Genomic DNA, 14,927 nt, shown 5'->3' on the forward strand with positions numbered 1-14,927 from the left:
GAGCTGCTGCTGCGGTTTTTTTTCTATTCATTCCACTTTGACAAAGAACTGACTCTTTGAGGTCGGGAGCCTACTCATGCCTCACCCAGCCTGATCCATCGGTGGCAGAGCCGCTCAATCAAATGCAGGTCATGACTGATCAGAAGCAGACCGAGCTTCCGCTCGCGCGCAATCGCAAGCACCGCATGCCAAATCTGCGCTTGCGTAACGGCATCCAGCATAGTGGTCATTTCGTCGGCGATCACAAAGTGGGTCTTGCTGCCCAATGCTCTGGCGATGCAAATACGCTGCAGCTCTCCTCCGGACAACTCATTGGGCCATCGCTTCAGCCAGGCCTTCTCAATGCCCAGCTCCTGCAGATAGGCCGGCTCTGGTTCGCCCGCCTCTGCAAGAATGCGATGGATGCGCCACCTCGGATTGACGGCCCGCTCCGGATGCTGGAACACCAGCTGAACCGGATGATAGCCGCTGCGGGGCAGCTCTTGACCGTCAAGCGTTATGGCTCCTTCTTCCGGCTTCTCATAACCGGCCAGAATCCGGCCAATCGTTGTCTTGCCGAATCCGCTCGGACCGACAAGACCGACGATTTCACCGGATTGAACCGCTACTTCAAGACTTCGGAAAAGCCATGGTCCCTTGCCGTAGCGAAAACCGAGACCTTCTCCCTTAAGAAGCATGAAAGCACCTCACGGATCCGCCGCGCAGATCCCGCATATCAGGTCCGTCATCCATGCATGCTGAAGTGGCCGCCTCACAGCGAGGGGCGAACAGACACCCTGGCGGCAGATTGTCAGGTCCGGGCTGGGCGCCGGGAAGCGGCAGGAAGCCGTTCTGCGGCAGCGCCTGCCAGAGCGCCTTGCTATATGGATGCCGCAGCTGCGCTCCATTGCCGGCGAAATCCGCAGCCAAGGCGATTTCAACGGTTGTTCCGGCATAAAAGACCGCAACCCGGTCGGCAATCCGGAGCGCCGCTTCGATATCATGCGTAATGAGCAGCACCGCGCAGCCCTCATCGGCCAATTCCCTGAATGTAGCCAAGGCTTCCGCCATATCGTCCGGATGCATGCCCGGCGTTGGTTCGTCCGCAACGATAAGCCGGGCGCCGCTGATTGTCGCTGTCGCCACCAATACCCGGCGGGCCATTCCGCCGGATAATTGAAAAGGGTACAGCCGCTCAGTCTGTTCGGCAAGCCTGTAACGTTTGAATATGGCCCGCTGCGCAGCCAGCGGCTCCGGGCCGGCAGCCGTCGTTCTTACTTGCGCTCCGACCTTTATGAGCGGATCCAGATGATTCACCGACTGCGGCACAAGCGCAATTTCTTTGCCCCGCAATGTATTCAGCCGCTCGGCGGACATTGTTCTCCCGTCATAGCGGATCGTTCCCGACATCCGGGCATTCTCCGGCAGAATGCCCATAATGGCGTGAGCGAGCAAGCTTTTGCCGGAACCGCTCGAACCGATGATGGCCATGACTTCTCCTGCTTCCACCTTCAAATGCAGGCCCGTGATGGGCTGAACCGAATGCTGACCCAGCCCGCCGCCGTCATATTGCGTGAAAGAAACAGAGAGATTATCGACCTCGAGCAATGCCATATTGGCTTTCACCCCGCATTCCAATGAATTATTCATGTGCGCGACGCGGATCAAGCAGCGTTCGCAAATGGTCACCAAGACGGTCGAACGAGCGGACGATCACGAGCAGTCCAAAACCCGGAAATACCGCCAGCCACCACATGCCCGTTGACAAGTACCGCATCGCTTCCGATAATATAATGCCGATTGCCGGCTGATGAGGCGACAGCCCCAACCCAAGAAATGTAATAGAGGCCTCGTGCAATATCGCATGCGGAAACAACAGCATGAGACCCACGAGCAGCTGCGGAACAAGATGCGGAATGAGATGCCGCGAAGCCACCCACCAGCTCGATTTCCCCAGATGCCTGGACACCTGAATGAATTCGGCGGATCGCAGCTGCAGCACTTCGGCGCGGATAATCCGCGAGAGACCCGGCCAGTGGGTCAAGGCAACGCCGATAATGACCCCTTTAATGCCGCCGCCGCATACAAAGGCGATAAGAATGAGAGACACCAGATGCGGAACGCTCAGAAACAGATCAATCAGCCATGACAGGATCCGGTCCGCTGTTTTCCCCAGGGTAGCGGCAGCCAGCCCGACAGCGGTGGCGATAATGACACTGCAGACAGCGGCGATCATGCCTACGCCGATACTGAGCGCCAGCCCCTTGATCGTGCGGACAAACATATCCCTCCCCAGCCAATCCGTCCCGAAGGGATGCAGCAGCGAAGGCGGTAAATTCCGGATTTCCAGATTCGTTGCAAGCTGCCCGTCCCCCAGCAGCATGGCAAGAATCCCGATCGCGACAAGAAGAGCCGAGAGACAAACAGCCCATGCTAACGCCCGTTTCCGCCGATTGACCCGGAAACGAAATGCCGGGTTCCCGGCAGGCTGAACCAGATTTTCCATCATAGCGCCCTGCCTTCCCGGACCCGCGGATCAATTACTTTATACAGCAGATCCGCGATCGTATTGCCTGTAAAGACGAACAGCGAGCTGCACAGGACAAGTCCCATAAGCAGCGGAACATCCCCTCTTAAACCCGCCTCAACCGTCGCTTGTCCAAGGCCCGGGTACGAAAATACCTGCTCTGCCAGCACGGCGCCTCCGAACAATTCGCTGAAGGAGGTGAACTGCAGGGTGACGGCCGGCAGGGCAATATTGCGCAGACCATGCCTTCGCACCAGTCCGAATCCCCTCTCCCCTCTGGCTCTGGCAAACCGTACATAATCGCTCTCCAGAACATCGATCAGCTTCTGCCTGGTATGCAGCGCGATTGGCGCAATTCCGATGATGCTAAGGGTCAGCGCAGGCAGAATGATATGCCGGATGCGATCCGCGAGCGTAACCTGCTCCGCAAGAACGCCTGCGGGTACGCCGAGTCCGATCGGAAACCACCCGAGCCAAACGGAGAAAAACATGAGCAGCAGCAGTCCCAGCCAGAATGTCGGTGTGGACGCCAGCGTATAGCAGTACCACTGAATGAGGCGGTCCATCCAAGAATTTCTTTTCATCGCCGCTATTACACCGGCTGTAAATCCTGTAATTCCGGAGAGCAGCCAGGCTATCGCCATCAGCGCGGCGGAATTCAGGAACCGCTCGCGGATAACCTCCGCCACCGGTTCGCGGAATATCATCGAGGTGCCGAGGTCGCCGCGGAGCAGAGCCGAGCCCCAACGGGCAAACTGCTCCGCAGGCGGCTTATCCAGCCCCCAATAAGCGGAAATGCTTTGGCGCTGCTCAGGCCCGACACGCATGACATCCGATCCAATGTAAGCCTGAACCGGGTCGATTGGCGAGAGACTGACAAGCGTGAACGAAACGATGCTGACAGCAGCCAGAAGCGTCGCCAGACGAACCAGCTTCAGCCCCAGATACGCACCCAAATTGCGTGTCATGACCAACCCTCTTTTCCACTAATTGTTCCATTTCCATTCTTCGATATTATCCGTGATCGGCCAGCCATGCCCGTGCGGTTGGATACGCTGCTTGCCGATGTCCAGCTTGTCGTTTACGAGATACAGATGATCGATATTCACAAGCCACGCCCATGGCGCGTCCCCGAGCGAGCTGAGTCCCGTCTTTCCATCCCACTGCGCATTCTTCCAATATTTCAAAGCCTCATCTTCGTTCGTTGCGCGAAGAGCCTGGTTCATCCAATCATCTACCACCGGATTGCTGTAATAACCGGCGTTGTAATAATCAACTCCCCGATACGTGCTGCTGTACAGGTTGTACATTTCCAGGGGATCGTGGCTGCCCCAGCCGAACATCACAGCGTCGGCATGCATTCTTTTATCAATATCGTCCCAGCTCTTCCCTTCCACATTCATATGAATGCCGGCAGGCTTGACCATATCCGCAGCAGCGAGAGCAAGCGATTGGTGGGCAATATCTCCGGATGGATAAAGAAGATTGAACTCAGCCTTGAGCGAACCCTTCTCGGCAATCCCGTCACCGTCTGTATCCGTCCATCCCGCATCGCTCAAAATGGTCTTCGCTTCATTCACATCGGCGTCTTTGATTACGATTTGATCATTCCCCCAGGGAAGTCCGTCGTTGGCCGAGTAAGCGGGCGAGCCATAGCCTTCCAGAATCCCCTCAACCAGCGCGCTCCGGTCGATGGCCACATTAACCGCCTTGCGGATGGCAATATCCGCGGTTACATCGTTGCCGATTGGATTGCCGTCCTTGGTATGGCTGCCAGACGGAACATAGGGGAACAGGATGCCCCGGTTATCGACGGTTTTGATATCCTCAAGACGCATGCCCGCTGCCGTTTCCTTGCTGTAGGAGGACGGGATATAGGCCACATCGACCTTGCCTGATTTGGCAGCCCCAAACGCTGCATCTTCACTCAGAAACAAAAACGTCATTCGTTTGAAATACGGCTTCGCGCCATAATAATCGGGATTCGCTTCGGCGATGACCTGCTGGCCTTTATCCCACTGCACAAATTTATACGGCCCCGATCCAATGGGGAGCTCCGCGTAGTCTTTTCCGTATGCGTGTTTGGGAACGATACCGGTTGAAACAAGAAGAGAAACAAAAGTAGATTGCGGCTCCTTGAGTGTGAAGATGACGGTACCCTGCCCTTCGGACTGCACGCTCTTCAAATTGGTCAGATCAATGGCGGAGCCGTTCCCGGCCGCCGTATCAAAGGTGAATTCAACATCTTCTGCCGTAAGCGGCTTGCCGTCGGTAAAAACAACATTGGACCGCAGCTTCACCGTCCATACCGTACCATCTTCACTCACCTCATAGCCGGTTGCCAGATCATTCTCAATGCGCAGATCATCGTCCCGCTTCAGCAGTGTGCTCTGAAACAGCGGTGAACCGTAGCGCCCCCAACCTGTCGTTGGATCAAACCCGGTTTCCGGTTCCGCGCCAACAGCCAATATTAATTCGTCTTTGCCGGTGTTCCCGCTCTCCTTGGGGGATGACGAGCAGCCCACAAGCAGAAGTCCGGTAATCATCATCGCCAATATCGAATAAACCCCGATCTTCCTCACGTTTCTCCCACTCCATCCCATCGATTTTATATGTGGCACGTTTTTAGTAAATTGTAGCACAATAAAAAAAGGGAATCACTCCCTTTTTCACCGAAATGCTCAAAAATATTGGAATATTCCAACAAAAAAACGACCGCCCCTTTTTGGGACGATCGCATATTCTGGTTTTTATTTATGATCATGAATCTCTAAGCCTTGTTCCTCCGCATAAGTAACAGAAAGCTCGGCATAATGTACGCCTTTTTGTACTTGTATCTGATGATGGAGCGTGCGAAGCCCCGATAAGCGGCCCCGAACGACGATGACCTCCAGGCACTGGTTATGGTTCAGGTGAACATGCATCGTGGATATAATGTCGTGGTGGAACCGGTGCTGGAGCTCTGTCAGTAGAAGAGGGAGATCCCGGATATGATGGTCGTATACCATGACTATGGTTCCGGCAACATGCGCATCGGATGGAAGCTTCGCAGGATCCAGCATCGCTTTTCTGGCCATATCCCGAATCGCTTCGGACCGGTTCGTATAGCCTTGTTCCTCAATATAATGATCGAACTGCTCGATTAATGGAGCCGGAAACGCCACTCCGAACCGGATCAGTTCTTCCTTGTCTGCCATAAAACCACCCTGCCCTGCCTTCATTTCACTAAATTGTATCATAGGCGATATGAAATGAAAAATGCATCCGATGGGGCAGCATCAGACCGGGCATTCTATCCAAAATACGGCATCCTTCCTATTTCCTGCCCATATCGACCGCAATTTTTTCGGCAATTTTCGGCCCATGAAGCCGTCCATCATCAATAAACACTTTATTGGTTATTCCTCCCGTAACGACGCCGGCAACAAATATGTCCGCCACATTGGTTTCATACGTTTCAGGGTCAAAGAGCGGAATTTGAGTCTGATGATCTAACATAATTCCCAGATCGTTCAGCATCGAAAGGTCAGGCTGATACCCGATTAAGGAAAATACAAAATCATTTCGGATTTTAATTTGCTCATTCCCGCTTTGGACGAATACCTGCTCTTCTTCAATACGCGTGATTGCCGACTCGGGATAAAACCCGATTCTTCCTTTTTCAATCAAATTCCGTATATCGAGCAGCAGGGTGGGCTTAATACCTTGATAAACCGTAGCGCCACGGTGAACCAACGATACTTGCGCTCCGCTGCGATATAAGTCGATTGCTGCTTCAACCGCGGAATTTTTGCCTCCCGCTACAAGAACAGACCTTCCCGAATAAGAGTGTCCTTCCGTATAGTAATGCATCACTTTGGATAAGTTCTCGCCTGGAACCCCTAACAGTCTCGGGTGATCATATATCCCTGTCGCGATTACGATCCTTCTTGCTTCAAATACTTCCTCTTTCCCCAGATGATTATGGGTATGAACGAGAAAGCCATCCGAAGAACGCCCGATCCTAATGACATGATGAAACGTTAGAATATTCATTTGCTGCCTTGTAACGACAGCGCGATAATAGCGCATTACCTCATGTCGGGTGGGACGTTCTTCTTCTGATAAAAAAGGAACATTGCCGATTTCCAGCCTGTCGCTTGTACTATAAAAACGCATATTAGCAGGAAATGAAAGAATCGTATTTACAATAGCCTTTTTTTCGAGTATTAAGTAATCAATTCCCTGCTCCTGCAAGGCCATCCCGACAGAAAGTCCGCATGGGCCACCGCCTATTATGATTGCTTCTCTCATCTGATTTCCCCTTTGTTCATTGAGATTACGTCATCCTTGTGTCATTTTACTTGACATTCTACATCATTTACAAATTTATTTGGGTTATTACAATTAAAATCCGATCATAAAAGAGAATATTCTACATAATTTTTTAATAATTTGATGACAAAAATCGATATATTCTCCCAATTCTCTTACGGTATACTGCATAAAGCAGTCTTCTTTCATCCAGAAACGGCAAATGAACTTGGTATCATTCGAGGAGGAACATAAGTGAACTCAGGTTGGTATTCTTTCTTTACACTTGGCATGAACCATATTTTATCCGGGTACGATCATCTATTATTTTTGTTTTCTCTCGTTGTTGCGAGGCAGACGTTCAAACAGTATACGGGCATGATCACCGCTTTTACGATCGCTCACAGCATCACGTTATCATTGACTGTATTGGGAATTATTGATATATCTCCCCGGATTGTCGAGCCTGCCATCGCTTTGAGCATCTGTTTTGTCGCCATTGATAATATTATTCGCAAACAGGTCAGTCACCGTTGGGTGCTGACGTTCTTCTTCGGCTTAATCCATGGAATGGGCTTTGCTGACATTCTTAAAGGAATGAATCTTCCCAAAAGCCAGCTGGCTGTGGATTTGCTCAGCTTCAATCTCGGAATCGAGGTTGTTCAGATCACGTTGGTCGGCGTTGCCCTCCCTCTGCTCATGATGATGCACAAATGGAAGTTTTCCAGAAATGCCGTTATCGCAGGTTCCGCATTGGCCTTTGTTTTGGGTGGAATCTGGTTGTCCCAGCGCGTATTCTTCTAAACTCCTTAATTGGGGGAAGCAGCACCTGAAGCCCGCTGTTCCTGCACTGAAAACCAGACAAAAAAAACGAGCCTCCAGGTTGTTTCCAAGGCTCGTTTTTTTTGTTCGAGTTACACCTTTACCTGCTTGACGGCCGCAAGCAAATGATGCGTCGTCCCGCTCAGCTCTGCGGCGGAATCGGCAAACTGCTGAACGATGCGCAGCTGCTGATCCGTCAGCTCCCGGATCTGAAACGTCTGGTCGGAGGAGGCTTTGGCGATTTCGGCGATCGTGACGCTGGATGCCAGAACCTCTTCGGAGCCAGCTGTCATTTGCTCGGTTCCGGCGGAAATTTCTTGAATTTGTCCGGTCACTAACCGGAACATTTCCACCACATGCGTAAACGACTCGTCCGCCTCCACGGATAGCGCTTCTCCCGTATGCACTTCTCTTGCGCCATTCTCCATCGCCTCGCTGATGCGAAGCGATTCGCTTTGAACATTTTGCAGCAATGAAGCTATCAGCTCCGTGGAGACGAAAGCCTCATCCGCCAGCTTTCTTACTTCCCCTGCAACAACCGCGAATCCGGCACCGTGCTCGCCGGCCCGCGCCGCCTCAATAGATGCATTGAGCGCAAGCAGCTTCGTCTGGTTGGCAATTTGGGAAATGGCCGCCAACGCTCCTTCGATCTCGACCGAATAATTGCGCAGAGTCGCCACCCGCAAGGCAGCTTCCTCCGCAGCCGCAGAAATCGTGCGGATCTGCTTGTTCATTCGTCCGACGGAATGCCTGCCGGATTCCGCGCTTTCGAGGGCCTGCATGGATGCGTCCGATACGGCAGATGCCGCTTCGGAGATCCGCTGGATAATAGCCGCAATCTCCCCCATCGAGCCCGCGCTTTCTTCCGAGCTGATGCGCTGGGCGCTTGCGCCCTCGGCCAACAGGCTCGAAGCCTCGCTGACATGGGTATTCATTTCAAGCAAATGCTGGGCTTCCGCCGCAAACCGGTCCGAGGATTGGGCAACCTGCGCGGATGTCTGGGCAATGTTCGATACCATACCGCCGACGATCGTGTTCAAGCTGGTTGACATGTTGACGATCGCCCTGTACATGGCGCCCACCTCATCCACCGACCGAACAGGATGCTCAAGCATCTGCCGGTTTGCTTTGGCAAATTCGCCAGCCGCTATATTCTCCGCTCCGGATACAATCCACTTAAGCGGACGGAATGCGCGGAAGAGCACCCATACAATAAGCGCGAGTCCCAGCAAGGTCATCAAGATGATGAGTAGATAAAAGGGAAGGCTTTCGCGTATGGCGCCGCTTGCGATGCTTTCAATAACCGCGGCTTCCGTATCGATTCCAAGCACGCCGATGACCGTTCCGTCCGGACGTTTGATCGGTGCGTATGAGGAGATATATTTTCCGTACTGCGGATTATCGATTACCGGCGAATTCGCCGGGCTGCCAGCCAGCAGCGACTTTACCGCATCCGCGGGGATATCCGTCACTTCATTGATCGGAGATGCGGAGTCCGAATCCTTCGGCTGGCCGTCGATCATAATCAGCGGACGCTGGCTTGCGTCTATTTGGACAATATACACATACAGAGCGCCGATTTGCGTACGGAACCGGTCAAGCCCCTGCCGGATCGTCCAGTACAATTCGTTTTCCTGCGGATCGGTTAAAAATTGCTCCAGACTTTGCGTATCGAGCTGGCTGGAATAGCTGCCGGCCATACGCGTGCCATAGCTCGTAATCGCCTCCTTGGCCGCTGTTTTCATATTGCTGATTTGCAGCCAGATATAACATGACGATAACAGGAGAAAGACCGCCATGACCACCGCTGCAATCCGTAATGTTAAGCGTTTTCTAAACCACACAAACCCCTTCATAATCTTCATCCAGTCCCTTCGGATTGTACAATATTATTCCTGCTGCCTGCTGCGATAAAACGACCATGCTGCTTATATCGGCTTCCAGTGCCTATATGTATATATGTAAATGCGAAATAGCCTGAGGCATATTGTCACAATTCCTTCTTATTTGTTCCATAAAATGTCATAAAAACCCGAATTCTTTCAGAATTTGTTCAGTGGCGTCCGATATAATAGGTAATAGTAACCAGGACTAAAGATTTACCTTTTGAAGAAACCACCTAGAAGGAGTGCGAAACAGCATGAATGGCGAATATTTCGAAGAAATGCGGAAGCTGAGTCACGATGACGATCGCAGACACCTAATGCTGATGAGAGGCCTGCGAATGATGCAGGAGGAGAGGAAGAACAGCAGTTTCCTGAAAAAGCTGAGCAAGAAATGGGGCCACAAAAGCAAACTGGAGATCAAGGAATGGAATAGCGGTCAGCAGTCTACTGCCGCTCATTAACTATAGAGACGAATGCGCCGCTTCCTTGAGAGGAAGCCTTGAAACAGGCTTCCTCTTGCGAAGCGATACTTCAATCTGGTTTGTCTAACTCCGTACCATTTATATCGGACTGTTAAAGCGGAAGCTCTGGATCAAGGACTCTCTTTTTCTCCCGCTAACCTCTGTCATTGTGAATGCTTCGAAGAAAAGTGCTTAACCCCCCACTCGCTCATCATGTCAAGAAACGATATCATCGACCGTCCGCGCGGAGTCAATGAATATTCTACCTTCAGCAGCATTCCGCTATAAATTTCCCTGTCAATTATGCCGTCAGCCTCAAGCTCCCGAAGCTGCTCCGTCAGCATCTTTTTTGAAATGGATGGCAGATGCCGGCGCAGTTCGGCATATCGCACAGGGCCATTCTTATATAAGTGTCTATATATGGGGATTTTCCACTTCCCGCTCAAGAGAGAAAATACAATTTCGACCGGACATTCGTTAGGCTTAACAGGCATCGAATCACCTCGTTTTTTTAAAACCATTATACCCGATATCAGTTTCGCGGATATTGGAAACCAAAAAGTGCCTTATTGTCCGCCCCATCATAAGCTCTTATAATCTCATCTAGAGAGGAGAGGATGTTTGTGAATATCGGAATCATCGGGGCAGGCAGCGCAGGGGCAGTTATAGGCCATGGCCTGATACGGGCCGGCCATCATGCGGCAATCAGCAGCCGCGATCCGCAGCATGCGAAGCACGGGGCATGGAAGCAAGCAGCAGGCGGACAAGGGGACGTCGTTTCCTTTAATGAAGCGGCCCGGTTCGGTGAAATCATTGTCGTGGCGCTTCCCTGGTCTTGCGCGGCGGATGTGCTTGATAACATTGATCATTCATACATGAAGAACAAAACGGTTATTGATGTAAGCAACGCGGTTGAGTTCAGCAGCGGCCTGCGGCTGCTGTACGACAATACATCAGCGGGTGAAATCATGCAGCAGATGCTGCCGGAGAGCCGTGTCGTTAAAACACTCAATACGGTCAGCGACAAAAGAATGGTGCGGCCGGCATACCGGGAGGGCGTACCCGTCATGTTTATGTCCGGCAATGAACAGCATGCCAAAAACCAGGCCGCGTCCCTCCTGAACGATCTAGGGTGGAAGGACGTCGTCGACCTGGGCGATATCCGGCAAAGCCGCCTGCAGGAATCCATCATGCTTGCTTGCGTCATAAGCGAAATCCGGCTTCAGTCGCCTGGTGCGGCATTTGCCCTGCTGAGAGATTAATAATCGCGGATCAGACCAGGATTTCCAGTCTAAGAATCTTCCAAGGTTTTGAAAACAAAGTGCTCCGCTTCCGGCAGGTCAACGTCATCACAATGGTTCAAGCGGACATTGACGCCATCCAATGTGCGAATGACCACATCGTTCATTGTCCAGTCCTTCGCATGCGAGATTGTGCCGGCTGCATGGCTTTCTATCAAGATATTGCTCAAGCGGATGCCGCAGATCGGCTTTTCAGGATACGCCTCCACCTCGAAGGCATAGGATACGGGTCTGCCGGAACCGGGGAGCAGATTATTCCTGACCGTGACATTGGCGATCTCCACATTGCGGAACTCCGGTATTCCCCGCTGCTCGGGCAGCACGGGCTCTGCGAGAACCTGCCAATGAACAGGGACCTCGCCCTCCCAGGTTTCCGGAATTTGAGCATAGCTGTAGCTGGGGTTCCAGTTCAGCAGGAAGCTGAACGGATTACGCACATCGCTCATCTCCAGGTCATGGACCCGGATATTCTCAATCAGGCCTCCGCGGTTCCGCGCCGATTTAAACCGCAGGCCGTTGCTCGTCCCGACAGATTTGATGTTGTATATCTCTACATTGCGAATGCCCCCGGAGGTCTCGCTGCCAAGGGTGATGCCGGCTCCCGCTCCCGTTATGCAATTGCGGATAACGATATCCTCGGCGGGCCGGTTGACCCTCAGTCCATCGGCGTCGCGCCCGGCTTTAATACAGAGATTATCATCGTTGCAATCGATGTAGCAGTTCTCCACCAGAACATGGGAGGACGAATCAATATCGATCCCGTCGGTGCTTGGTCCCTCATTGTCGCGGATTGTTAGCCCCGACACCGCTACGTGCTCGGAGTAGCAGATATGCACGTTCCAGAAGCCTGAGCGGAGGGAGGTGAAATCCTTCAGTTCGATCCGGGACGAATCGATAACCAGAATGTTCCGCGGCCTTTTGCAGTCGTAGTCGACGGCCCAGCGCAGCCCCTGCTCCGTATATACCTTGCGCATGCTCCAATATTTATCCCACCAGCAGCTGCCTTGACCGTCTATGGTTCCCTTTCCGGTTATGCTTGCATTCTCCTGACCGCAAATGTTGATCAATGCGCTGTACCAGTTCATCTCGATGCCGGCAACACGCGACCATAGCTCAGGGTAGTCCTCCTCGCCTGCGGCACCGCGCAGCTCCACACCTTCAGCCAAATGCAGCTGCACATTGGACTTAAGAAACAGAGCCCCCGTCTAATAGGAGCCCGGAGCAAATTCAATCCGGCCCCCGCCTGCGCCCCATGCAGCGTCGATAGCCTCCTGAATTGAAGCGGTGGCCAGCGTGTCTCCGTCCGCAACCGCGCCATAATCATTCACCAAGAAAACTTCGTTTCGTCTCATTTCTTTCCCGCCCGTCTCCGCAAAGCAGTTCATTTTTTTCAAGCTCCAGCCAAAGCATCCGCATGAAGGGGTTCACAAGAGTTCCTGCGGGTTAACCTCCTGGTCAGTCACAGCCACTAGCTTCCTAGGGGAGCCGCGTGCATCCCGGCAAGCATCTGCTCCATTTGCAGAACCTCGATCCCCGCAAGCAGCACGATTCCAATACCGTGCGTATCATTAAGCAGCCAAGGCAGATCATCCTTGTAGTAATCTCCATTGAATGAATACCCGGAGCCCCTGCATACGCCGTAAACATTGCCTGTTTTGTCGATGGAGATCTGCGTCATACCCTTCCAGCCCTTCAGGACCGCTTCGACATACCGCTGCTTGCCGGTTAACCAGCCGAAGCGAATGCCGCGCGCAAAGGCATATATAAACATGGAGGTGCAGGAAGTCTCCTGATACGATTCCGCATCGGTCAGCACCTGATGCCACAGGCCATTCACCCCCTGCAGCCGCAAATACCCTTCGCACAGCTCATTAAAATAGCGCAGCAGCTCCCGGCGCTGTTCATGATCTTCCGGCAGAGCCGCCAGCAGCTCGGAGAGCGAGAACAGCACCCAGCCATTACCCCGCCCCCATGCCACCACGGTCGGTTTGTTCAAAGTGAGGTCATACACATGGGACATGACCTGCAGATGCGGAATATACATCAGCTTCCTGAACTGAAGGAGCTGGTTGACCGCGTCCTCAATATAGCGGATGTCGCCGGTGCGCTGATAATAACGGCAAAGGAAAGGCACGCTCATATACAGATCGTCGCACCAGACCGTCTCATGGGTAAAATCGGCGATTCGCGGCTTGCGGTACAAGGCCCCGGTCGGAAGCCGGTATTGTTCGCCAGAGATGTAATCTGCGATCAACTCGGCGATCTCGTCAGCTCCGTTCATGCCCTGCTCCTGAAGCGCCAGCAGCATGGTAGCCCCGAAGGAGCCGCAGTCGTCCAGACTGTCAAGTGTAGCGAGCGTATTGAGCACACCCGACGCCCCGAACTGCTGCTTGTCCCACATGGCATAACGGTACAGCTGCGTGCAGGTTTCGATATGGCTTCGCACATAGGCCGTCACATCCCCGCGATCGAGCAGTCTGCCGGTTTGCAGCAAACCGTAGAGCGTAACGCCAAGCGGATAATTCCATCTGCCGAACAATGCGTTATCCGCGAAGAGGCGCACCCAGGTATTGGGCTGATCCAGCCGCCAGAAGGTGCCGCCCGCTTTCGTATCGATCAGCGCATAAGCCGTCCCGGTTGGCGGCAGCGGCTCATCCGCTTCGAGCGGGCCGGCATATAACCACTCGTCCGCTCCGCCCTCCACGGGATAAGGCGGCGCCAAGAGGACTCCTGCAGGCAGCTCATCCAGCCGGAATCCCCAATTCTCCATGGTGCCGGCGCAGCGGATATGCAGATCGTGCCGGCCGTATGAGAGATCGAGCGGTATGGAAAAATCCCCTGTCGTCTGTTCGGCTATTTTGTTCCCGTCGATGAATATCTCTGTGATTCCCGCTGCCCGGCCTTTCAGTACAATAGAGGAGGCGCCGTCCAGGGTACAGGTTAATTTCGTCCAGGCTACGGCATAACGGTTGTTCAAATCTCCAAATATGCGTGCCATGGGATGTAAGTGATCCCGCTCACCCCACTGCAGGCATGGATACCAGACGATTCCGCTGTCACCCTCTTTGGTTTGCGGACCGGGCAGCTCCTGGCGCTTGTCCAGCGGACCGCTGTATATCCAACCCTCGTGCCCGTTTCTCTCTGGTGACGGGGCCAGCACATAGGTCGGATTGCTCTTGTATGAGCCGGGTCCGAAGGAACCCCCGCAGCCAGCCTCAGTCTTCGTAAACAGGATGACAAAATGGTTCCAGCCCTTGTTCAAAGGTACGGTTACGGGTATTCTCCGCTTGGCATTCAATTCGTCGGCCAGATTCGCTTTATATACGGAAGCCCCATTTGCAAAAAATTGAAGGGGTCCATAGCAATGCAAAATAAAGGTCATGGGCGCATCCTGCTCACTCCAGAATTTGGACCAGGCATAGATGTACTGCCCGTTTCGCATATCGGGAAAGCGCTCCGTCAGAATGAAATTATAGCTGTAATCGTGCTTTTTCAGTATCCCGTCGGCATTGAAGGCCCGGCAGGTCATCGGATGCTGCGGATGATTGCCGATGTAGCGATTCGTTACCGTTGTTAATGCCTCGCCCACGCTTCCGCCACATGCCGTAAATATGCTGTCATGCTCATTTATATACGCTTCATTCATGGCTTAAAGAAC

15 protein-coding genes are annotated in these 14,927 nt (G+C 53.0%); 3 read left to right on the top strand and 12 right to left on the bottom strand.

What is annotated here, in order from left to right:
- Nucleotides 1-74: 74 nt before the first annotated feature.
- From AC0YOA_RS20705 to AC0YOA_RS20735, 7 genes are all read right to left on the bottom strand, one after another.
- Nucleotides 75-677 (bottom strand): ABC transporter ATP-binding protein, encoded by a 603-nt coding sequence (locus AC0YOA_RS20705; RefSeq protein ID WP_475788204.1) that lies wholly within the window; start codon nt 675-677, stop codon nt 75-77.
- The gene (locus AC0YOA_RS20710) at nt 667-1,593 is read right to left on the bottom strand and encodes an ABC transporter ATP-binding protein (RefSeq protein ID WP_475788205.1); all 927 of its coding nucleotides are present in this window, start codon (nt 1,591-1,593) and stop codon (nt 667-669) included. Before AC0YOA_RS20710 ends, AC0YOA_RS20705 begins: the two co-directional genes overlap by 11 nt.
- Nucleotides 1,594-1,621: 28 nt before the next feature.
- Nucleotides 1,622-2,485, bottom strand: a complete 864-nt coding sequence (locus AC0YOA_RS20715; RefSeq protein ID WP_475788340.1) for an ABC transporter permease — start codon at nt 2,483-2,485, stop codon at nt 1,622-1,624.
- Complete coding sequence (locus tag AC0YOA_RS20720) at nt 2,485-3,474, bottom strand: ABC transporter permease (protein WP_475788206.1); 990 nt, start codon at nt 3,472-3,474, stop codon at nt 2,485-2,487. Before AC0YOA_RS20720 ends, AC0YOA_RS20715 begins: the two co-directional genes overlap by 1 nt.
- A gap of 18 nt (nt 3,475-3,492) precedes the next feature.
- Nucleotides 3,493-5,109 carry an ABC transporter substrate-binding protein gene (locus tag AC0YOA_RS20725; RefSeq protein ID WP_475788207.1) on the bottom strand — a complete coding sequence of 539 codons (1,617 nt, stop codon included), beginning with the start codon at nt 5,107-5,109 and terminating at the stop codon, nt 3,493-3,495.
- 147 nt (nt 5,110-5,256) lie between these two features.
- On the bottom strand, nt 5,257-5,703 hold the full coding sequence (gene nikR / locus AC0YOA_RS20730) for a nickel-responsive transcriptional regulator NikR (protein ID WP_475788208.1): 447 nt from the start codon (nt 5,701-5,703) through the stop codon (nt 5,257-5,259).
- A 118-nt stretch (nt 5,704-5,821) separates the two neighbouring features.
- The gene (locus AC0YOA_RS20735) at nt 5,822-6,799 is read right to left on the bottom strand and encodes a YpdA family putative bacillithiol disulfide reductase (protein ID WP_475788209.1); all 978 of its coding nucleotides are present in this window, start codon (nt 6,797-6,799) and stop codon (nt 5,822-5,824) included.
- A 255-nt stretch (nt 6,800-7,054) separates the two neighbouring features.
- Here AC0YOA_RS20735 and AC0YOA_RS20740 point away from each other — a divergent pair, with 255 nt between their 5' ends.
- Complete coding sequence (locus tag AC0YOA_RS20740; protein ID WP_475788210.1) at nt 7,055-7,603, top strand: HupE/UreJ family protein; 549 nt, start codon at nt 7,055-7,057, stop codon at nt 7,601-7,603.
- Nucleotides 7,604-7,713: 110 nt separating this feature from the next.
- Here the strand turns inward: AC0YOA_RS20740 and AC0YOA_RS20745 are convergent, their stop codons facing one another.
- Nucleotides 7,714-9,486 carry a methyl-accepting chemotaxis protein gene (locus AC0YOA_RS20745; RefSeq protein WP_475788211.1) on the bottom strand — a complete coding sequence of 591 codons (1,773 nt, stop codon included), beginning with the start codon at nt 9,484-9,486 and terminating at the stop codon, nt 7,714-7,716.
- Between the two features lie 275 nt (nt 9,487-9,761).
- On the opposite strand from AC0YOA_RS20745, the gene AC0YOA_RS20750 reads away from it, so the two are divergent.
- On the top strand, nt 9,762-9,968 hold the full coding sequence (locus AC0YOA_RS20750; RefSeq protein WP_475788212.1) for a hypothetical protein: 207 nt from the start codon (nt 9,762-9,764) through the stop codon (nt 9,966-9,968).
- A gap of 164 nt (nt 9,969-10,132) precedes the next feature.
- On the opposite strand, the gene AC0YOA_RS20755 is transcribed toward AC0YOA_RS20750, so the two are convergent.
- Nucleotides 10,133-10,489, bottom strand: coding sequence for a winged helix-turn-helix transcriptional regulator (locus tag AC0YOA_RS20755; protein WP_475788213.1), 357 nt, complete (start codon nt 10,487-10,489; stop codon nt 10,133-10,135).
- Between the two features lie 102 nt (nt 10,490-10,591).
- Here AC0YOA_RS20755 and AC0YOA_RS20760 point away from each other — a divergent pair, with 102 nt between their 5' ends.
- On the top strand, nt 10,592-11,230 hold the full coding sequence (locus AC0YOA_RS20760) for an NADPH-dependent F420 reductase (protein ID WP_475788214.1): 639 nt from the start codon (nt 10,592-10,594) through the stop codon (nt 11,228-11,230).
- A 29-nt stretch (nt 11,231-11,259) separates the two neighbouring features.
- On the opposite strand, the gene AC0YOA_RS20765 is transcribed toward AC0YOA_RS20760, so the two are convergent.
- The 3 genes from AC0YOA_RS20765 to AC0YOA_RS20775 form a co-directional block, all read right to left on the bottom strand.
- A complete protein-coding gene (locus AC0YOA_RS20765; protein ID WP_475788215.1) occupies nt 11,260-12,435 on the bottom strand; it encodes a glycoside hydrolase family 28 protein in 1,176 nt (391 codons plus the stop codon).
- Between the two features lie 39 nt (nt 12,436-12,474).
- Nucleotides 12,475-12,621, bottom strand: a complete 147-nt coding sequence (locus AC0YOA_RS20770; RefSeq protein WP_475788216.1) for a hypothetical protein — start codon at nt 12,619-12,621, stop codon at nt 12,475-12,477.
- 116 nt (nt 12,622-12,737) lie between these two features.
- A complete protein-coding gene (locus tag AC0YOA_RS20775) occupies nt 12,738-14,915 on the bottom strand; it encodes a glycoside hydrolase family 88/105 protein (protein WP_475788217.1) in 2,178 nt (725 codons plus the stop codon).
- Nucleotides 14,916-14,927 lie beyond the last annotated feature (12 nt).

This window comes from Paenibacillus sp. JT22N12 (genome assembly GCF_056269365.1).